Origin of the sequence: Chelatococcus asaccharovorans, assembly GCF_003201475.1 — a bacterium.
In the GTDB taxonomy this organism is placed as follows: Bacteria; Pseudomonadota; Alphaproteobacteria; order Rhizobiales; family Beijerinckiaceae; genus Chelatococcus; species Chelatococcus asaccharovorans.
The window spans coordinates 1-19,542 of record NZ_QJJK01000018.1; the positions used below are offsets into that span (position 1 = coordinate 1).

15 protein-coding genes and 1 pseudogene are annotated in these 19,542 nt (G+C 61.9%); 7 read left to right on the forward strand and 9 right to left on the reverse strand.

The genetic code is table 11. The features are described from left to right. Nucleotides 1-232: pseudogene (locus C7450_RS34360) on the reverse strand (hypothetical protein); the annotation flags it as partial. Nucleotides 233-482: 250 nt separating this feature from the next. Here C7450_RS34360 and galE point away from each other — a divergent pair. The 5 genes from galE to C7450_RS29945 all read left to right on the forward strand — a co-directional run bounded on the left by galE (nucleotide 483) and on the right by C7450_RS29945 (nucleotide 8,519). Next, the gene (gene galE / locus C7450_RS29925; protein ID WP_110378163.1) at nucleotides 483-1,472 is read left to right on the forward strand and encodes a UDP-glucose 4-epimerase GalE; all 990 of its coding nucleotides are present in this window, start codon (nucleotides 483-485) and stop codon (nucleotides 1,470-1,472) included. Nucleotides 1,473-1,861: 389 nt separating this feature from the next. Beyond that, nucleotides 1,862-3,535 carry a polysaccharide pyruvyl transferase family protein gene (locus C7450_RS29930; RefSeq protein WP_210206578.1) on the forward strand — a complete coding sequence of 558 codons (1,674 nt, stop codon included), beginning with the start codon at nucleotides 1,862-1,864 and terminating at the stop codon, nucleotides 3,533-3,535. Between the two features lie 256 nt (nucleotides 3,536-3,791). Continuing rightward, nucleotides 3,792-6,278 (forward strand): hypothetical protein, encoded by a 2,487-nt coding sequence (locus C7450_RS29935; protein ID WP_146227589.1) that lies wholly within the window; start codon nucleotides 3,792-3,794, stop codon nucleotides 6,276-6,278. A 7-nt stretch (nucleotides 6,279-6,285) separates the two neighbouring features. After that, nucleotides 6,286-7,554: a glycosyltransferase family 4 protein gene (locus tag C7450_RS29940; protein ID WP_245450227.1), complete on the forward strand. Its 1,269-nt coding sequence runs from the start codon at nucleotides 6,286-6,288 to the stop codon at nucleotides 7,552-7,554. 176 nt (nucleotides 7,555-7,730) lie between these two features. Beyond that, nucleotides 7,731-8,519: a hypothetical protein gene (locus tag C7450_RS29945; RefSeq protein ID WP_110378167.1), complete on the forward strand. Its 789-nt coding sequence runs from the start codon at nucleotides 7,731-7,733 to the stop codon at nucleotides 8,517-8,519. 70 nt (nucleotides 8,520-8,589) lie between these two features. Here C7450_RS29945 and rfbA read toward each other — a convergent pair whose 3' ends face one another. The 8 genes from rfbA to C7450_RS29985 all read right to left on the reverse strand — a co-directional run bounded on the left by rfbA (nucleotide 8,590) and on the right by C7450_RS29985 (nucleotide 17,286). Further along, the gene (rfbA, locus tag C7450_RS29950; RefSeq protein ID WP_110378168.1) at nucleotides 8,590-9,462 is read right to left on the reverse strand and encodes a glucose-1-phosphate thymidylyltransferase RfbA; all 873 of its coding nucleotides are present in this window, start codon (nucleotides 9,460-9,462) and stop codon (nucleotides 8,590-8,592) included. Continuing rightward, on the reverse strand, nucleotides 9,459-10,358 hold the full coding sequence (rfbD, locus tag C7450_RS29955; protein WP_110378169.1) for a dTDP-4-dehydrorhamnose reductase: 900 nt from the start codon (nucleotides 10,356-10,358) through the stop codon (nucleotides 9,459-9,461). The genes rfbA and rfbD overlap by 4 nt, the downstream gene beginning before the upstream one ends. Further along, the gene (gene rfbB / locus C7450_RS29960) at nucleotides 10,358-11,446 is read right to left on the reverse strand and encodes a dTDP-glucose 4,6-dehydratase (protein ID WP_110378170.1); all 1,089 of its coding nucleotides are present in this window, start codon (nucleotides 11,444-11,446) and stop codon (nucleotides 10,358-10,360) included. The genes rfbD and rfbB overlap by 1 nt, the downstream gene beginning before the upstream one ends. Before the next feature lie 9 nt (nucleotides 11,447-11,455). After that, nucleotides 11,456-12,049: a dTDP-4-dehydrorhamnose 3,5-epimerase gene (gene rfbC, locus C7450_RS29965; protein ID WP_245450229.1), complete on the reverse strand. Its 594-nt coding sequence runs from the start codon at nucleotides 12,047-12,049 to the stop codon at nucleotides 11,456-11,458. 108 nt (nucleotides 12,050-12,157) lie between these two features. Beyond that, the gene (locus C7450_RS29970) at nucleotides 12,158-13,540 is read right to left on the reverse strand and encodes an HlyD family type I secretion periplasmic adaptor subunit (protein ID WP_170147518.1); all 1,383 of its coding nucleotides are present in this window, start codon (nucleotides 13,538-13,540) and stop codon (nucleotides 12,158-12,160) included. A gap of 297 nt (nucleotides 13,541-13,837) precedes the next feature. Next, a complete protein-coding gene (locus C7450_RS29975; RefSeq protein ID WP_170147519.1) occupies nucleotides 13,838-15,601 on the reverse strand; it encodes a type I secretion system permease/ATPase in 1,764 nt (587 codons plus the stop codon). A 95-nt stretch (nucleotides 15,602-15,696) separates the two neighbouring features. Further along, nucleotides 15,697-16,524, reverse strand: a complete 828-nt coding sequence (locus tag C7450_RS29980; protein ID WP_170147520.1) for a SapC family protein — start codon at nucleotides 16,522-16,524, stop codon at nucleotides 15,697-15,699. A 60-nt stretch (nucleotides 16,525-16,584) separates the two neighbouring features. Continuing rightward, complete coding sequence (locus C7450_RS29985; protein WP_110378174.1) at nucleotides 16,585-17,286, reverse strand: SapC family protein; 702 nt, start codon at nucleotides 17,284-17,286, stop codon at nucleotides 16,585-16,587. 141 nt (nucleotides 17,287-17,427) lie between these two features. Here C7450_RS29985 and C7450_RS29990 point away from each other — a divergent pair, with 141 nt between their 5' ends. Continuing rightward, nucleotides 17,428-18,243 (forward strand): hypothetical protein, encoded by an 816-nt coding sequence (locus C7450_RS29990; protein WP_110378175.1) that lies wholly within the window; start codon nucleotides 17,428-17,430, stop codon nucleotides 18,241-18,243. Nucleotides 18,244-18,461: 218 nt separating this feature from the next. Beyond that, nucleotides 18,462-19,451 carry a DUF4214 domain-containing protein gene (locus C7450_RS29995; protein ID WP_110378176.1) on the forward strand — a complete coding sequence of 330 codons (990 nt, stop codon included), beginning with the start codon at nucleotides 18,462-18,464 and terminating at the stop codon, nucleotides 19,449-19,451. Nucleotides 19,452-19,542 lie beyond the last annotated feature (91 nt).

A 19,542-nucleotide genomic window follows, 5' to 3' on the forward strand; every position in this document is an offset into this window, starting at 1 on the left:
TCAGCATCTCCTTCGGCATCGCCTTCGTCGCCGGCAGAAACCGCGTGCCAAGGCCTGCCACAGGAAACACCGCCTTGCGGATCCGGCGGGGCGCAACGGCCGTTGAACGTTCTGTAATTACAGGTTTTTCGGTCATAGGCGCTTCGTTTAACTCCATACGGGACGACTGATTGACACGGGAATCACAGCGCGCCCCCCACATGACGCAATCTTCCGCGCCCTGCCACGCCATTCTGATCTCAATCTGAGCTCACCAGAACTTAACGGCCCTCGAATCGAATGGCGACCCGAGCGGGCGATATGCCCTCGTGAAACGATCGAACGATTGATATACAAAAATATATTTCGCAATTGCACAAGAGCATGACAGCCGTGTTAGCTATAATGCGCAACGTGGAAAGCGGGGTGGCCATTCTGCCTTTCTCTCCCGGACCATTTATTGCTAGAGAACGGCGTTCGGGCTGTTCAAGAGGAACATCGGCATGAGCGTTCTCGTCACCGGCGGAGCAGGCTACATCGGCAGCCACATGGTTCTGGCGCTTCGTGAGCAGGGCGAAGAGGTGGTTGTCCTGGACAACCTCTCGACCGGCTTCCGCTGGGCGCTTCCCGCGGATGTACCGCTCGTCACCGGCGATCTCGCGGATGACGCCCTCGTCGACAAAACCATCAAGGACCACGGCGTTAAGTCAATCGCCCATTTTGCGGCCAAGATCGTTGTCCCCGAATCGGTCGCCGACCCCCTGGGCTACTATCTCGGCAACACGGTCAGGACCCGCAGCCTCCTCGCTTCGGCCGTCCGCAATGGCGTTGAGAATTTCATTTTTTCCTCCACCGCCGCCGTCTACGGCAATCCGCCCGTCATGCCGGTCCCGGAGGACGTGCCGCTTCAACCCGTCTCTCCTTACGGCCGCTCCAAGCTCATGAGCGAGTGGATGTTGCAGGACACCGCCTTCGCCCATGGGCTCAAATATGTCGTTCTGCGCTATTTCAATGTGGCGGGCGCCGATCCCGGCGGCCGGACCGGCCAATCGACACCGGCGGCAACCCACCTGATCAAGGTCGCCTGCCAGGCCGCGCTGGGGCTTCGTCCCCAGCTCGAGGTCTTCGGCACGGATTATGACACCCCGGACGGATCCTGCCTGCGCGACTATATCCAGGTGAGCGACCTGGCGCAGGCCCATGTGGCCGCGCTTGCCCATCTGCGCGCCGGCGGTGACAATCTCACATTGAACTGTGGATACGGGCGCGGATATTCCGTGCTCGAGGTGGTCGAGGCGGTCAAGCGGGTCAGCGGTATCGACATCCCCGTTGTGCTGAGCCCAAGGCGCCCCGGTGACCCGGCCGCGATCGTGGCGGAGGTCGCGCGGATCAAGGCGACGCTCGATTGGAACCCGCAGTTCCAGAACCTCGACATGATCGTTTCACAGGCGTTGGCCTGGGAAAAGAGACTGGCGAACCACCAAGCCGCCTGACCACGCGTCGGGCGCCCCTGGCAGGACAAGCCTGTTGCCGCAGCGCAACATAATGCCGCCGCGAGCCCGCGGTACGGTATTATGCTACCGTTCGCGCAATATATTCTTCCACATAATCAACGGGTTCGGCTTCCCGTTCGCGCGAAATTTGGATAATAATCGAACGAATCTGATGATCGGTCCGTATTGCCTGTGTGCCCGCAGGGATTAACGAATATGGTCAACGAAGTTTCAGCCCTGTCATACGCATGTTTCATCTTTAGGCCCCAATGGGCAGTCTATGATTGCTGATCGCAAGACGCGGGACTGGAGCGAAGCTTGGCTTTTGTTTCTGTTGGCACGGTTTTTGTGCGGAGAGGGGCGGGACTTATGTTGGCGAGGCTCGGCGGGTGCACCGCCGCGGCTGTATCTGCTTCCGAAATGTGTCGTGCGGCCGTGGTGAGGACTGGTCAAGGTTCCGCGACGGATATCAGGGCCGTACAGTGGCGTTTGGCGACGAAGGAATCCGAATGAACAGTTTGATGGAAGGTCAATCTCACGTCGCATCCTCCGCTGAAGCGGCCGGTGCGGCAACATCACCGAACCGTTCGGACACTGTTTCCTCCAATCAAGGCCCATCACTCGCCGACCTTGCTCATGTCGAAAGCGTAACCGATGAACGTTTACGCGGCTGGGTGCACAAGGACGCAGCAGATCTGCTTGAAGGTGGGCTGCGCGTTTCGATTGACGGGACCCCCTTCGCCAATATTGCCCCGCAGGGACTGAAGGCCGTGCCGGGGGCGGCCCGCTATGCCGACAAGATGATCTTCGAACTGCGGTTGCCCCGCGTGCCGGACACCGCGCCCCGTCGCCTGATCGACGTCGCCTTTGCCGCGAATGGCCAGGCCCTTCCGAACAGCTCGCGCCATCCGCTGCCGCTACGCCGGCCGGCCAAGGCCCTCGTCATGATCCCGGCCGGAGCGCGCTACGAGCATGACAAGATCAAGCTGCATCGCTGGCCGGTTGAAAGGGTCATCGATACCTACTCGAATATCGGCGACTTGATGGTCTATGATTCGACCCTGAAGCTGCTCTCCTTCGAGGATGTGGAAGTCGCCAATATCATCGACTTCACCGATAAGGACGTCGACCGCTACAACGCCGAGTTCGACTTCGTCTTCCTGCGCGGCTCGAACTTCATCCACGAGTTCATGCAATGGGAACGCGCTGGTGAATTGATTGCGCGCCTCAAAATTCCCGTCTACGCGATCGGCGTGGGCGCCCAGGCGGAGAGCAACCGCCGCATCGACCTGCCGCCGGAAGCGCTGCGCGTTTGGTCCGGGATCGCCGACCACTGCGCGCAGATCGGCGTCCGCGGCGCGTTCTCGGCGCAGGTACTCGCTGAAAACGGCATCAAGAACGTCGAGGTGGTGGGCTGCCCGTCGATGTTCCGCGCCCGCAATGAAAAGCTGAAGCTCAACGTCAAGGATGCCTACGACATCCGCAAGATCGCCTTCAGCCTGCGGCGCGAGACCGGCAAGGGCTACGCGCGCAATATCGAGGACTATCTCAGGATCCAGCGTGACTTCATGCTGCGGCTCGACAAGGAGAGCAATTTAACCGTCACGCTGCACGGCGAGCGGGAGGAAAAGGCCTTCTTCTTCCGTCACCCCGAGCGTATCGAGGCGGCGGTCAACACCCTGCGCGGCAACGGATGGCTGACCAGCCAGAACGAAGCCCAGATCCTCAAGATCTATGAGAACCAGTTGTTCTTCAACCGTTCGGTCGAGCAGTATGACGAGTTCATCCGCACGATGGACCTGGCGATCGGCTATCGCGTGCACGGCATCCTTCCCGCGATGGCCAGCGGCGTGCCCGGCGTGCTGGTCGACTACGACGAGCGCAGCAAGGAACTTGCGGAAACGCATTGCATTCCACTCATTTCGGAGGACGATGTCGCGAAGTTGTCCTGGCGCGACATCTACAAGCCCGAACTGTTCGACAAATTTCAGAAGGCGTTCCCTCAGAGATATCGAACAATGCGTGAGTTCCTCAACCGCAACAGCGTGCCACACCGCCTCTGACCCCCTGGGGATGCTGGATGGGGGAGACGGACCGGCAAGCGCCGCGCGACAGCGCAACGGACCCGCCTCCTTCCGCGTCGCCGCGCATCGCGATCAATTGGCAGCGCGTTTGCTGAGTTGACGCACGCCCTTTTCAGTGAATGGATACTTTCGAGTTCGCGGATGACTTGAAGGGTCCGAATTCTGTTCCGGCGATCGGGCCTTCATCGAGGTTCGGATAGCGGGAATACCAAGTTTGGAAGAGTGAGCAAGCCTCATGACGCGCGCCACAACCGATGAGAAGCTGTCCGAGCGATCGCTTCCCGATAACGGAGACGACGCGACGACGGCTGCTGTTCCACCGATAAGTGCCTCCATGGCGCCGAAGGGACGGCGTGCACCGTCGAACCGCTCCTCCAGGCGCAAGACATCGGGGCCGCCGGAATTGGCGCCACAGGGCGAGGTGCTCGCAGATAAATCTCCTGCACCGGCGGACAGACCTCCCGCACCGGCAGACACGGAGCAGGGACCGGCGAGCCCCGAGGCTTCACCGGACGTGGAAGCGGCGGTCGTGGAGGCCGAAGATCCGGCCGCCGCCGTGGAACCTGCGATGGCATCTGACCCGTCCCCTGCGGGACAGCCGGAGGCCCAGCCCCTGAATGGACAGCCCTCGCCATCCGCTCGCGGATCGGGCGCAAACCGGGTGACCTCTCCCCTCGCGGAGGGCGTGCAGCGCGCGCCCCAGTCTTCCATTCGCGGCCGCATCGATCTCGTCAGCGCTGACCAGGGTATCGTCGGTTGGGTTTTCAACCTTGATGAGCCAGCGTTACGCCTGAAGGTGCAGCTGATCGCCGGTAACACCGTTCTCGCTGAAACGGAGGTCAACCAGTTCCGCTCCGACCTTGGCAACACGCTCGATCCGGAGTTCATGCCGGGCTTCCGTTTTGGCCCTGAGACCTTCTACAACTGCTTCCGCGTGCCCCCGGACCAGCGCGGACAGCGGCTCATGATCCGGGTAACGGGCACGGCCTTTGGCCTGGGCGGCACCGCAATGCCGACCGTAACCGAGGCCTTGGAGCTCGCCGAAGACGTCGCGCGGCGCGCAGAGGCAGCCACCCGGACTGGTCAGTTCTCCGATCTCGCATCGGATCTCATGCGCTTGCGCAGTGAGGCCGAACCGCTCTGCCGTATCCCCTTCCGCCCGCTACCCGGCGCAGAGCGCGGCTTCATCGAGGCGATTTGCCCCCTGTCCGATGATCTCGTCATCATCAGCGGCTGGGTGATGGAGGGCGAGCCGCTCAATTTCTGCGGTGTGATCGTGGACGGCCAGAAATACCCAGCCGGTATATTCGTCGCGACCTATCCGCGCGATGATCTGCCGGAAGGCGCGCTTGCCTTCTTTGGCGTTGCGTCCACGCGCTGGCGTCCAAGCGGGCCGGCGGCGGATTTCTTCCTCTACCGCGGCTTCGAGACCCCTGTTTTCCTTCGCAGCGTGAAGCCCCTGCACGCGCTCTCCGAGCAGGATGCCCTGGCGCGGCTCAATGAGCTCAGGGCGCAATCCGATGATCGCCGCCTCAGGCAGATCGAGCGGCTCATCGAGCTTTCCGGCAACTGGGTCCCATCCGGCAAATCCATCGCCCAGGGCGGCGTCGCCCTGTCCATCGATCGCGCCATCGTCCTGGAGGACTTCGGTGTCTTTGTCGAAGGCTGGCTGCTGAGCCCCTACAAGCGCATTGAGGATGTCATCATGAAGCTGGGGGACAACCTCCTGCATCTCGATGGCGCCTCGCGCTACAGCAAGCCCCGGCCAGATCTGCAGGCCGCGTTCCCGCGGATGGACGATCTTTTCGACCAGGCTGGCTTCGTTGGCATTTTCCGAGGTCAGGTCAGCGACGGCGACCTCTTCAATCCCATGTTGAAGATCGTTTTCGCCGACGGAAGTTCCGTGGTGCAGGTGCTTGACGCGAGCATCTTTCGTTCGTGCCTCGACAGCCGGCCTCTGGCACAGGTGGCGATGCTCTACCCGAGCCTTCCGGTTGAATCGTTCTTCGACCAGTTCGTCGCGGCCTTCCGGCGCCAGGTGCTGACCCTGTCCCGCCGGGCCGATCCCCTGATCGTCCAGAAGGCCCGCCGTCTCGTCGCCGTGGCCCTGCCGCAGGAGCCCAGCGACGTTCTGCTGGTGCTCGAGGAGCTTGCCGACGAAATGGGCAGTTTGGCGAGCGATGTTGGCGTCGCCTTGATCGCCGGCCCTTCCCATGACAGACCGCGGGTTCTGGGGCTCGCCAACGACCTGCGGTTCCGGCTCCGCAGGCCGGTGTCCCTCTTCCGGGTCGCCAATACCAGTTTTGCGCTCTATTCGCTCACCGCCATTCTGCAGCAGCTTGAATGCGACTGGTTCACTTATATTGGCCCGGACATGTTGCCGACGTCCTGGGGCTGGAGCTGCATTGAGTCCGCCCATGCCGAGGAGGACAGGACGCTGCAGTTCTTCGCGAGCGAGGATGCGCTCGAGGGGCACCCTCTCGAGGGCGCAAGCGTCGATTGCTTCGCCTGGTCAGCGCAAGCCTTCCGCGAGTGGATGCTCGGCGCGCCGGCCTTCCTCAATGGGACCTATGAGGATAACGGCCTCGCCGAACTGGAGGATCACGTGCTGCACAAGGGAGCTGTGCGGCGCCTGAGAAGCCAGCCCTCGTCCATGGTCATCGAGACATTCAACGAAGCCGTGCGGCGCCGCTATGTCGTCAGCCGGCCAAGATACGCATGAGGCGGCGATGATCCCCCAAAAGACGCGCATAGCGATCATCTCCCATACCCATCCCTCCATCAGCAAGGGCGGCGCGGAGATCAGCGCCTACACCTTGTTCCTGGGGCTACAGAAGCTCGGTCTCGATCCGTATTTCATCGCGGCATGCCCGCGGGATGAGAAATCGCGGCTCGAGTTCAAGTCGTCCACGGAACGGGTCATCTTCTATGATCCCGCCTATTACGACCACTTCTACCATATCGCGCCGAAGCAGGTTGCCGATGAGCTCGCCTTCACCTTGGACGAACTCGGCGTCGGCATCGCCAATTTCCATCACTTCATGAATTTCGGCGTGAATGGCGTCCGCATGGCGTCGAGACGGGTCCCCCGTACCGTGGTGACGCTCCACGAGTTCCTGGCGATCTGCCACCATCACGGGCAGATGGTCACCCGCCCGCATCGCCGCCTCTGCGATAGTGCGAACGCGTCCAAATGCGTCCGCTGCTTTCCGGAACACGAGCGCGGGCAGTTCCAGTATCGGCAGGACTTCTTCATGAAGGCCTTTTCGCGTGTGGCGAGCTTCATCTCGCCAAGCAACTTTCTCGCCGACCGCTTCGTGGACTGGGGGCTGCCTGCCGAGCGCATTCGCGTCATCGAGAACGGACTGGCGGAGAAGCCGCAGCGCATCCCGAACCGGCCGAAGGATCCATCCGAACCGTGGGTTTTCGGTTATTTCGGGCAGATCAATCCGTTCAAGGGCGTCGATGTCATTTTGGACGCGGCAGAGTTCATCCGCGCCAAGCCGCAGCTTGCGCGCCGCGTCATCATCCGCATCCATGGCAATATCATCGGCCAGGCGCAGGAATTCATCGACAAATTCGAGGCTGACGTGAAGCGCAATATCGCGCTGGAATACGCGGGCGCTTACGACAATACGCAGGTCACCACATTGATGCGTGCCTGCGATTACGTCGTCATGGCGAGCCGGTGGTGGGAAAACTCGCCCGTCGTCATTCAGGAAGCCTACGCCGCCGGAAGGCCGGTGATCGCCTGCAATATCGGTGGCATGGCGGAGAAGGTGAAGCCCGGCATTTCCGGCCTGCATTTCCAGGTCGGCAATGCGGCGAGCCTCGCCGAGGCCATCGAAACCGCTTGCGACCCGCGGGTTGCGGAACGGCTGCAGGTATCCGTGCCCGATCCATCGGACGCGCGACAGATGGCTGAACAATACTTGCGCGTGTTCCGCGAGGCGCCGATGAAAAGTGCTCCGGCACTCGCTGCCATCGCAGCGTCATGACGGCATGAAATATGCTTTACCTGGCTGGGGGGCCAAAAGGTAAACGGGGGATCGAAGGAAATTAACTCAAGCTAAGGACTGCGTTTATGATCCGCGGATCGATCGAGTTTGTTACTGTGGATAAGGTAGGCGGATGGCTTTACACGGAACCCCTTAGCGCCAGGGATCGCACCGTTTTGGCCTTCCTTGATGATCGCTGCATTGGCGCCGGCAAGGTGGACATCTTCCGTCAGGATCTCGCTGATGCGGGCCTCGGCGACGGCCACCTCGGCTTTCACTTCTCCATCACCGTCGATGACCCCGAGAGGCTTGCGGGCGTGGTTGTACGCCTGGAAGGCAGCGACGCGTCGCTGATCCAGGCCAAATCCCGGATCCAGGCGGTTGATCAGAAGCCGACGATTGAACCCGAGGATATAGCCCTCCGGCTGTCGTCGCTCAAATGGATGCTGACGCGCGGCTGGTTGACGCAGGCGGAATATGATTTCCTCAAGGCCACGCTGCAGTTCGGCGTCTACGAGCGCACGCTCGCCGTTCGCAATAGCGAAGGGATTGCGAAGGAAGATCCCGCCACGGTCGCGGCCGACTTGTTGTCCGTCTGGCATTTCAACGACACAGGCATGGAGAGGCAGCACGTCAAAAGTGCGCAAGCTTTTGAGCGGCTGCTCCGGGCGCATCGCGCGCAGGGCACCAAAAGTGCCATGGTCGGGCTGTGGACCGAGCAGAAGGCCAACGTCCTCGTCGTTGAAGGCTCGCACATTGGCGCAGTGCCGACCGAACCGGGCCAACCCGACGACGTGACAGGTGCCGTCAGCTACAGCATCCGCTCGGAGCAGCTGCTAATGCTCGACGTCCGCTGCCAGTTCGCGTTCTCCGGCGTGTTCCCGAAGAAGGGCATTACCGTCCTTGGCGTTCCCAGCGCTGCGTGGAGCGCGTGGGGAGACGATGACGAGGAAGAAGCGGCCTGAGAGGCCGACTCCGACAGTCATCCAGCTTGAGTTTGACAATATCGGGCGCAGCCAGGCTGGGCCCGATTTTTTATGGCGCGTCGCCTGTGAGGCCGTCGAGATAGGCGCCATAGCCGCTTTTGCGCAAGGGGCCGGCAAGCGCGCGGAGCTGCGTGGCATTGATGAAGCCCTGCGCATAGGCGATCTCTTCCGGCGCGGCGATCTTCTGGCCGGTGCGTTTTTCGATCGCCCGCACGAACTCGCCGGCCTCCAGCATGCTGTCGTGGGTGCCGGTATCGAGCCAGGCATAGCCGCGGCCGAGACGCTGCACGTGGAGCAACCCCTCGCGCAGGTAGAACTGGTTGAGGTCGGTAATCTCCAGTTCGCCACGCGCAGACGGCTTCAATCCGCGTGCAATGGACGGCGCCCGGCCGTCATAGAAATACAAGCCCGTCACCGCCCACCCCGACTTCGGCGAGACCGGCTTTTCCTCGATCGACAGGGCCCGCCCGTCCGGGCTGAACTCCACGACACCGTAACGCTCGGGATCGGCGACATGATAGGCGAAGACGGCGGCACCACGCGCCTGCCGGCGCGCCTGGGCCATCTGCTGCGGCAGATCATGGCCAAAGAAGATGTTGTCGCCGAGGATCAGCGCCACGGGCCCGGCGTCAACGAAGGCCTCGGCCAGGATCAAGGCATGCGCGATGCCGCGGGGTTCATCCTGCTCGAGAAAGGTCAGCGAGACGCCCCATTGCGAACCGTCGCCGAGGAGGCGGCGGAACAGCGGCAGATCCTGAGGGGTCGAGATCAGGAGGATATCGCGGATGCCGGCGAGCATGAGGACCGACAGGGGATAATACACCATCGGTTTGTCGTAGACGGGCATGAGCTGCTTCGAGACGGCGAGCGTCGCCGGGTAGAGCCGCGTGCCGCTTCCCCCTGCAAGAACTATTCCTTTCATCGGCCATCGTCTCCTGGCACCAGCAATTGGTCGAGGCAGCGCCGGAGTGACATCAGCCAGTCCGCCGCCGCGATGCCATGAATGGCCGAGATCCGCGCGCAATCAAGTCGCGAATCCTGTGGCCGGGCTGCGCGCGTGGGATAATCGGCGGTCGCAATCGGCCTGAGCAGCGGTGTCCTCCGCCCGCGCTTCGCCGTCTCCGCAAAAATGGCCGCGGCGAAGCCGTACCAGGTGGTATGCGGCGCGCCCGTGAGATGGACAATGCCGAAGGCCGGATCGCCCGCCTTGGCCGATACGAGACGCGGGGCCATGCGAATGATGGCATCGGCGAGATCATCCACGAATGTCGGCGCTCCGTATTGATCGTCGACAACGCCGACGGCGTCGCGTTCCTCGCCGAGCCGCAGCATGGTCTTGAGGAAATTGGTTCCGCTCGCCGACACGACCCAGGCCGTGCGCAGGACGAGGGCACGCGCGTGGCAGGCGAGGACCGCGCGCTCGCCGGCAAGCTTGGAGGCTCCATAGACGCCGATGGGGCTGGGGGTGTCCTCTTCGGTATAGGGAGCGCCCTTGCGGCCGTCGAAAACATAGTCGGTCGAGACATGGAGGAGCGCGGCGTCGCAGGCGGCAGCCGCGCGCGCCAGCGCAGCTGCGCCTTCGGCATTGACCGCCCAGGCAGCCTCCCTGTCATCCTCGGCCCGATCGACGGCCGTATAGGCGGCCGCATTGACGATGAGGTCCGGCCGCGCGGCCTGGATGCGATCGCCCCAGGTCGCGGGTGACGCCAGATCGAGCTCGGCGCGCGTCGTGGCGACGACCTCGGCCCCGGCTGCGCGGAACCCCGCGACGAGCGCGCTGCCGAGCTGCCCCCCGGCCCCGGTGACGAGGACGCGCATCACCCCGCCCTTTCCGGGGCCTGTGACGAGGACGCGTCAGGAAAGAGGCCGAGCCTCTCCCCGCCATAGACCCCCTGACGCAGCGGCCGCCACCACCACTCGTTGTCGAGGTACCATTTAACCGTCTGCGCGATGCCGCTCTCGAAGCTCTCCCGGGGACGCCAGCCGAGTTCCCGCTCGATCTTCGCGGCATCGATGGCATAGCGTCGGTCATGGCCCGGCCGATCGGCCACGAAGGTGATCAACCGGCGACGTGCACCCGACGCATCCGGGACCAGTTCATCGAGAATATCACAGACGGTCTCCACGACCGCGAGGTTGCGCCGTTCGCTCCGGCCGCCGACTGCATAGGTCTCGCCCACCCGCCCGCGCTCCAGCACGGCAACGAGTGCCCGCACATGGTCCTCCACGAAGAGCCAGTCACGGATGTGCCTGCCATCGCCATAGACCGGAAGGGCTTTGCTTTCGAGGGCGTTCAGGATGATCAGTGGAATGAGTTTTTCGGGAAAATGATAGGGCCCGTAGTTGTTGGAGCAATTCGTGACGATCGCCGGCAAGCCGTAAGTCGCATGCCAGGCCCGCACGAGGTGGTCCGACGCCGCCTTGCTCGCCGAATAGGGTGAACGCGGATCATAGGGCGTCACCTCGGAAAAGGCGCCTGTATCGCCCAGCGAACCAAAGACTTCGTCGGTTGAAACATGCAGGAAGCGGAAGGCTTCCTTCGCCGCGCCGGCGAGGCCGTCGTGATAGGCCCGCGCGGCCTCGAGCAAGGTGAAGGTGCCGACGATATTGGTCTCGATGAACGGCGCCGCGCCGAGGATGGAGCGATCGACATGGCTCTCGGCCGCCAGATGCATGACCGCGTCCGGCCCAAACGCCTTGAACGCCGCCTCCATACGCGCGCCGTCGGCGATGTCCGCTTGCAGAAAGGCAAAGCCCGGCTTGCCCTCGCATAAATGCAACGACGCACGGTTGCCGGCATAGGTCAGCTTGTCGACGACGAGGACGTGCGCGCCGCGCTCCAGGACCAGATAGCGCACCAAAGCCGATCCGATGAAGCCGGCCCCGCCGGTGACGAGAATTCGCATACGCCCCCCTCAGAAGACGGGCTCGGTCTCGGACAGGAGCGGCTGATGCCGGTCCTTGTCCGAGAGGCTCGCCTCGGCTGCCGCAACGGGCCAATCGATGCCGAGCGCCGGATCGTTCCAAGCAATACCGCGGTCGCATGCGGGCGCGTAGACGTCGGTCACCTTGTAGAAGACCTCCACATCGGGCGTCAGGGTGCAGAAGCCATGCGCAAATCCTTCCGGAACAAAGAGTTGCAGGCCTTCTGCGTGGTCGAGCTCGACAGCAAGATGCCGCCCGAAAGTGGGTGAATGCCGCCGGATATCCACGACCACATCGAGGATGGCACCACGCAGCACGCGGACAAGCTTGGCCTGGGCATGGGGCGGCGTCTGAAAGTGGAGGCCGCGGATGGTCCCGCGCGGCGCCGAGAACGACTGGTTGTCCTGCACGAAGACGCTCTCGATGCCGACAGCGACGAAATCGCGGCGGCTATACGTCTCCGTGAAGAACCCCCGCGCGTCGCCGAAGCGCCGCGTCTTGATGAGGAACACACCCTCCAGCGCGAGCGGCAGCGCTTCGACATTGCCGTGACTGCGGATTGCGCCACCCTCGATACCTGCCACAGATGCCTCGTTGCGATCAGCGATACACGCAGTCTTCGTAACAGGTTCCAACAGGGAACGCATCGGCCGCACGGAGCGGCCGACCGTCAAATCCGGAACGGCAGCGCATCAGTGGCCGTCGACCATGGTCTTCCGGAGGCGATTGAACAGAGGCGCCGTGAGATATTCGAACGGCGTGCGCTCGCCCGTCGCGATCATCACCTGCGCCGGCATGCCCGGCCGCAACTTGTCCTTGATTTCGTCGGGTATGGATTTGGGATCCACGACAATTTCGGCAGCGAAATAGGAGTTCTGGTTCTTCTGGTCGATCAGCCGATCGTAGGAGAGGCTTCGCACCTTGCCGATGATGAAGGGCACCTGCCCGAGGTGGAAGGACGGAAAACGGACCTCCGCCTCAAGACCGGTCTGCACCACGTCCATGTCCGTCGGCTGGATCTGGGCCTGGATGACAAGTGACTCGTTGAGCGGTGCGATGTCGAGCAGCGCGTCCCCCGGACGGATCACCGCCCCGCGGGTGAAGAACTTGAGCCCCTGCACCACGCCGGTCTGGGGCGCAAGCACGGTCAACCGGTTGAGCACATCCTCGGCGACCTTGAGCTTTTCCGCGAGATCGGCGAGTTGCTTGCGGACATCGATGATCCGCTGGGCAACCTCCTGCTGCATGCCTTTCCCGACCTGGGCCATGTCAAATTTGGCCTGGTCGATCGCCTGCCGGCTTTCCGCCATGGCAGCCGCGGCCTGGCCGATCGAGCCTTCCATCTGCGCCCGCTGGCGCTCCAGGGCCGTAATGCGCGGCCACTGCACGAGGCCCTTGTCGTAGAGGGTGCGAAGGGCGGGAAGCTCCTTGTCGATCCACTCGAGCTGCTTGATGGCCGATTTATGGGCCTCCTCGGAGCCGGCAAGCTTCTCCTCCGCCTGCCCCACCTTCGCCTGAAGGGAATCGACCTGGTTCTTGAGAAAGGCGCGCCTGTCCTTGAACGCGCGCTGCTGGTCCTCGATTGTTCGGCGAACGGCCTGCTCGTTCTGCCGGTCGAGCGCTTCCTTGGGGAAGGTGATGACGTCCTTGCCATCGCGCTCGGCGATAAGACGTGCCTCCTCGGCAAGCGCGGCTGCCCGCTGGTTGCGGGCGGCGTCGAGATTGGCGCGCGCCTGCGTGTCGTCAAGAATGAAAAGGGTCTGCCCTTCCACGACCTGGTCGCCGTCACGCACCAGGATGTCGCGAATAATGCCACCCTCGTAGTGCTGCACGGTCTTCCTGTTCGATTCCGCGCTCACGACGCCGTCGGCAATGGCGGCGCTGTCGAGCCCTGCGACGAACCCCCAGGCAGCGCTTCCGCCGAAGCCAATGGCGATGACGGCAAGCCCGAGACGCGCCGAGCGGCGCCAGTCCATGTTGAGCGGCGGCAGGCCACGGTCGTCCTGCGGCAGAGCCCGGTTCGGCCGGTCCAGCACCGTGGTATCGAAGCTTTGATCCATGTCGTCGTCGGACATACGTAGCCTTTCATCGATCCGGCCGCGCCCCGTCACGGGCATGATGAGCGCGCAAAGGTCGGACTGCAACTCACCACCGGCCGCACCGTTCCGAGCGAAGATCCGGGGCCCTTGGAGGGCGATCTGCTGGTTACGGCCAATCTGGTGGATTTGAGATTCGTCACAGAGTGGGTCGAGAATGATGAACGAATTTCAAATCCGAAAACCACACGAGACTTATCAGCTTGCCAGTGTCCCGACCTATCCGAAATTCGAACGACGCCTCCCGGACATGATACGAAGTTCGGATAAGGGACCCTAGCGCCTCGCCAGGAGCTCCGGCTGTTGTCCCTTGATGGGCACGATCTTCGGCGTGGACAGCCGTTTCAATACATCATCGCGCAGGCCGAAATGCATCAAGGTCCCGTTACCGAGCACCGCGATCTTGTCGACGCAACTGAGGATCTGGGCCTTGTGCGTCACCAGGACGACGGTTGTCCCTGCTTCCTTCAAGGTCAGGATCGCGCGGGTGAGCGCCGCCTCACCGGCCGCATCGAGATTGGAATTGGGCTCGTCGAGCACGACATAGGACGGGCGGCCATAAGCGGCGCGGGCGAGCGCAATGCGCTGTCGCTGACCGCCGGACAGGCCGATGCCGTCTTCGCCAAGCCTGGTGTTGTAGCCCGCAGGAAGTGACTGAATGAGATCGTGGACCCCGACGAGCTTCGCAGCCTCGATCACGCCGGCATCATCGCGTGGTCGAAAGCGCCTGACATTCTCGGCGACCGTCCCCGCGAGCAGTTCGACATTCTGCGGAAGGTAGCCCACATACCGGCCGAGTTCGTCTGGCGCCCAGTGTTCGAGATCCGCGCCGTCGATGCGAATGGTACCGAGCGTCGGCCGGATGAGCCCGACGAGCGCGCGTGATAGCGTGGATTTGCCGGCGCCGCTGGGCCCGATGATCCCCAGGACATCGCCCGGTTCGATCGCAAAATCGACATTCCGTAGAACGATCTGCTTGCTGTCGTAGATCGAGAGCGTCGCATTCTCGACCGACAACGCGCCCTCCGGTCGCGGCAGGACGACCCGCTCCGCCTGCATGCCCGCCTCGCGAAACAACGTCTGCAGACGGCCATAGGCCAGGCGCGAGCCGAGAAACCCCTTCCATTGCTGGATGAGCGAGCGCAGGGGACCCGTCGCCTGCCGGAAAATGAGGTTCGCCGCAAAGATGGCGCCGGGAGAAATCTGCCCCTCGAGCGCGAGAAAAGCGGCCGCGCCGAGAACGGCGATCATCATGCCAGCGCTGATGAAAGTGGACGCGGTCGTATAGGGCGCCGCACGTTCGGCGGCATAGGCATTCCACGCCAGCGCGGCCCGGTGTTCCTCATGCCAGGCGTCCGCCATCGCGTTGCGCATGCCCATGGCATGAACGGATTCGACGTTCCTCATGGCCATCCGCGCATGTGTGGAGGCGCGGATATTGGCCTCGGACGCCTTCTTGAGCCCGGGCCACATTGCTTTCTCGATCAGCACGGCCAGAACAGCGATGATCGCGACCGCAACGAGCGCGAGGATGCCGAGGTAAGGGCTGAGAACGAACAGGGCGACGAGGAAGATCGGCGTGTACATCGCCGAAAAGACTGTCACGAGGCCATGGTTGACCCAGAACTCGCGAAACGTGTCCAGGTCGCGCAAGGCCTGCACCTCGCCGCGGTTGGGAGAGGTGAGAGCCGCGGTCTGGATCGCCGAGAACAGTTGCGGCGCCACTTCCTCATCACACCACGCGCCAAGCCTCTTCAGCATCGCCGTTCTGATGAATCGAATCACCGCAGCGATCAGGAGAAGAAACGCGGCGATGAGACTGAGTGCGAGAAGTGTATCAACGCTACGGCTCGATAATACGCGGTCGTACACGTTCATCATGTAGATGGGCGTGACGAAGCCAAGGACACTCGTGACGCTGGTGAACAACGCGACATAACCTATCGCCGGGCGCGCCTTGCGGATCGCTTGTTCCAGCGGCGTGGGCTTGGAGGCCGTGGTGCCCAACAGGTGATGCGGTAACCAGGACGAAAGAAGCAATGCGCGAATCTCTCTCGGGCCGCGGAAAATGAAACGTTTTCCGATACTTCACGGAAACGCCGTGTCGTAGTCTTCGATATCTAAGTGCCTGATTGCTATTCTATATCAAAGGTGAGGTTGTCTCCATAGTCGAGAAAGTCAACTTCTTTACGACGGAATGACCAAGCTTGGGCGGCCTCATCCTTCTCCGCAAGCGACCCAGGTGCCACCTCCGCGGTCCTGTCCGGCTGCGCACGGCGCATCTTCATGACGGTGCGGTGGGAGAATACAATAATCTCGGCAAGCTCCATGGCCATCGGCGATGCCGCGAAGAGCCCGGCGAGCGATTCCGGCGGCGCCGCCTGCAAAGCTCTGAGCTTTACGGCCTGAACGCCAAAACAGCGCTGCCGCCTTAGCCACGGCCCCATCTTCTCCGCCGGCACCTCCGCAAGCACGTCGAGCGCTTCGAGTTGCAGAAGCGCGGCAGCAAGCTCCCGGTTGCCGGCCTCCGCCTCGGACAAGGCCTTGTGGACGGCGCGGGTCGCTTCCGAAATGGATTTGTCGCGCTCAAAAAATGCGAACTCGCCATCGGCATGCACGGTGGCGCCATCTCTAGCCACGGCCAGAACGAGCGAAGTGCCTGTCCCTGAGGCGATCAGGCGGAAAGGGTGGGTGCGGAACGCAAAGGGAATATAGGGCGCTGTCCAGCGACCCTCGTCGTCGACATGCTGGTTGCGGCCGTCCTCGCCGGCAAGAACCGCCACGAGGCTGACGCCGGCGGACGTCCGGCACACACAGAGCGGGAAATGGTGAGCTGCCCGGTGCACCTCCCGGAAGGTGAGCGGCACGAGCTTGATGTCGCTCGCGAATCCGAAATGAACCGGCCGCGACCACCGCTGATTCCGATGCCTGGCAATATTGAGAGGCTCAAACAGAAACTGCATCAGGCTCCACTCAGCGAAAACGCACACCATGTGTCTGAAATGTCGCACATATCAGCCACCTCAAGCAGCCCGCGGCGCAGTCCGCGCTTCGAGGAGATTCTGCATACGGAACAAAGACAGCTCGTGCATCGTTGCGAGATGGATTGCATCCCATCCCACTTGCTCGATCACTCCGGCGAGTTTAAGGCGCCTTATATCCACATCTCTGTCGAGAACTTCGAGCCCCTGGAGCCCAACGAAGCGCTCGCCGATCTTGAGGGAGACATCCCAGGGCTTGAGCAGCCCCACACGGTCCAACAGCTGTGACAGCGCCTGCGTGCGCCCGTAGCTCTCGGCAAAGATGCGCAACGCGGAAAGCCGGTGGTCTGCCTCGGGGCTTAGTTCCCCTGCCGCAGTCCTCAGGGGCGCAGGATCGTCCTCCCCCTGCCCCATGACCTCGTCGACAAGGATCCGCCAGTGGTTGTCCTTATCCGTCTTTGCCAGCGCGAAGGGATATGCCTCTAAAATAAGCAGGTTGCACTGCACAAAGTTAGGATGCCTAGATAATGCGTAATTATGATCCGCCTCCAATCCCACAAGCGCGACAAGCTCGACGCCGTCCTTATTTCGCTGCCACAGGACAGGATAAGAATGCGCTACATTATTTACCTCAACAAGTGAAACTGGAAATGTGATAGTTTTGTTAAGATGTTTATACTGAAAAATATTAAATAACTCCAAGCGCTTTCGCTCATAAGAAAACGGCGCTAAATTTTTATACATGCGGACCCCTGCCAATTTGTGGCGATAGACGCGCTTAAGATAGCATTCCTCGCAAAGGTTCTATTGACTTATGCATACCACGGGAATATGAAAATATGAAAATCAACGTTATATATTTGTGCTTTGCGTTGGAGCGGTTTGATGGTGCCTGAGGGCTATATGGTTGGGGTGAAGGGCAACGAGGATCTGAACAGGGTCTTCGCTCGTGCCATGCCCATCCCTCGGGGGTTGTTCGCGCTTCGTTATCTCGGCGCCGACGACGAGCGAAATCCGCCTCGCGTCAGTGTGCATGTCGGACCGGACGTTGCCGGCGATGTTCACCTGCTGTTCGCGCCGGGGGCCGAAGATGGTATTATGCGCCGACCGGGCGATGCTGTCGTCGTATCGTCGTCCGGCGATGCGATGATTGTGGTGACAATTTTCGTCGGCGAGTTCGCGCTCTCCGACGGCGTGAAGCTGAAGATCGACCAGCTTGACAAGGTTTCCGGCCGTGACGGCGAGCTTGTTCGCGCGTCCTCCGGACACAAGAAGAAGTCTCAGGATAGCAGCGAGGAGATGCCAATCTATCTCTCGGGACATATCCAGCGTCGCGGGGATGTTTCGTTGCCGGCCGGCGAATGGCTTGGGGGTCGTTCGTCTCGGCAGCACATCGAGGGGTTTGCCGTTCATTGGCCGCGCCGGCCGATGGGCGTCGATATCGAGTATGACTGTTCGGTGTCAGGGCAGGGTCGTATGCCCGAGGCATTGACCGGTGGTTTTATCGGCACGCGCGCCCGCGCGCTGTCGATTGATGGAGTATCTCTTCGTTTGATCGGAGAGAATGCAGCTTCCTACAAGCTGCAGGCAGAGGCCATTTTTTCGGACGGGACCGCTGTTCGGTCCTCAGCCTCGGAGCTCGTTGCCGCTCCTAGGGATCCGGGCGCTTCGCTTGTCGGCCTTACGGTTCACGTCCAATAGGCGGAGATCGAGAGCGTTAAGGCTTCTGCAACTCAGTTAAGTGAGACGTCCGTTGGGGGAAGTGTCGATCATCAGTTGGCCGATTCGGTGCCCGAGATGAAGGATGCTGGGGCGAGGAATGGAATGGGACTGCGCTCTGAAAGGGTCCGCGTTTTTCGCGGAGCTCGCAGTTTCGCCAATCGACACGCAGCTGAATGAATCTGGGACTGGAGGTCTAGATGGCAACCCCGTATGATACGTCCGTAAGCGACGCTGAAGCCGCCATTGGCGGCTCAGATCTGCCGCAGGGCGTAAAGGATGCAATCCTTAACGTATTAAGTGAAATTCCACCTGGTGAAGACGTAAGCATCGTCGACTTCTGGCAACCTGGCGATAACATCCCTGATGGTGTTGACGTGTTGTTCGTCAAGGGCGACGCGACGCAGGTCGCTATTCCCGATGGCGTCCCGATCGTCATCTTCGAAACCGATCAGAATACCCAGGTCACGCTGGAAGGCACCGTTCCGACGGTCGTCCAGCTTGGCGCGGGCGACGACACGCTGATCGTCGATCCGTCATCGCAAAACGACCACACGGTCCACGGCGGCGCCGGCGACGATTCCATCGTTTCTGCAGCCGGCGACGACACCATCTACTTCGGCGATGGTTCGGACACGGTCGATGGCGGCGCGGGCTTCGATCTCGGCGTCATCCAAACCTCGTTCGACACCGCCGGCATTTCGTGGGAGGGCAACCAGCTCTCGATCACGAACCTCGCCGGCGAGACCTCGGTTATCTCGGATGTCGAGTACGTGCAGTTCGACGATGGCGCGATCATTGCCGCGGAAACGGCGGATCTCGGCGTCGTTGCCCGTATGTATGAGACGTTGCTTGACCGCTATGGCGACTTCGAAGGCGTCAAGTTCTGGTTCGACATTTACGAGTCGGGCGACGCTTCTCTTCACGACATCGCTCAGGAGTTCCTCAACAGCGAGGAGTTCACCAGCAGCCACGGTTCCGAAACGAACGCGGAATTCGTGGACAACCTCTACGAGCAGCTCTTCGGTCGTGAGCCCGACGCTGCCGGTGCCGCTTACTGGACCAACCTGCTTGACGACGGCGCTGCCGATCGCGCCGACATTGTCGTCGCCTTCGCCCAGTCAGCTGAAGGCGAGCAGTCCACCGAGCGCACCATCCATGTGATCGATGAGGACGACAATCTGGCCTAACGCCAGTAACCTCTACAGCGAATAAGTGTGGGCCGTCTCCGACGGCCCACACCCTTTGATACCCGGTCATCATTTGACCCTTTTCGCCATA

Bases quoted from the DNA above. Each gene is read 5' to 3' on its own strand.
- galE (WP_110378163.1), top strand. From the start codon at position 483: ATGAGCGTTCTCGTCACCGGCGGAGCAGGCTACATCGGCAGCCACATG.
- C7450_RS29935 (WP_146227589.1), top strand. From the start codon at position 3,792: ATGACGCGCGCCACAACCGATGAGAAGCTGTCCGAGCGATCGCTTCCC.
- C7450_RS29940 (WP_245450227.1), top strand. From the start codon at position 6,286: ATGATCCCCCAAAAGACGCGCATAGCGATCATCTCCCATACCCATCCC.
- rfbA (WP_110378168.1), bottom strand. From the start codon at position 9,462: ATGAAAGGAATAGTTCTTGCAGGGGGAAGCGGCACGCGGCTCTACCCG.
- rfbD (WP_110378169.1), bottom strand. From the start codon at position 10,358: ATGCGCGTCCTCGTCACCGGGGCCGGGGGGCAGCTCGGCAGCGCGCTC.
- rfbB (WP_110378170.1), bottom strand. From the start codon at position 11,446: ATGCGAATTCTCGTCACCGGCGGGGCCGGCTTCATCGGATCGGCTTTG.
- C7450_RS29970 (WP_170147518.1), bottom strand. From the start codon at position 13,540: ATGTCCGACGACGACATGGATCAAAGCTTCGATACCACGGTGCTGGAC.
- C7450_RS29980 (WP_170147520.1), bottom strand. From the start codon at position 16,524: ATGCAGTTTCTGTTTGAGCCTCTCAATATTGCCAGGCATCGGAATCAG.
- C7450_RS29985 (WP_110378174.1), bottom strand. From the start codon at position 17,286: ATGTATAAAAATTTAGCGCCGTTTTCTTATGAGCGAAAGCGCTTGGAG.
- C7450_RS29990 (WP_110378175.1), top strand. From the start codon at position 17,428: ATGGTGCCTGAGGGCTATATGGTTGGGGTGAAGGGCAACGAGGATCTG.
- C7450_RS29995 (WP_110378176.1), top strand. From the start codon at position 18,462: ATGGCAACCCCGTATGATACGTCCGTAAGCGACGCTGAAGCCGCCATT.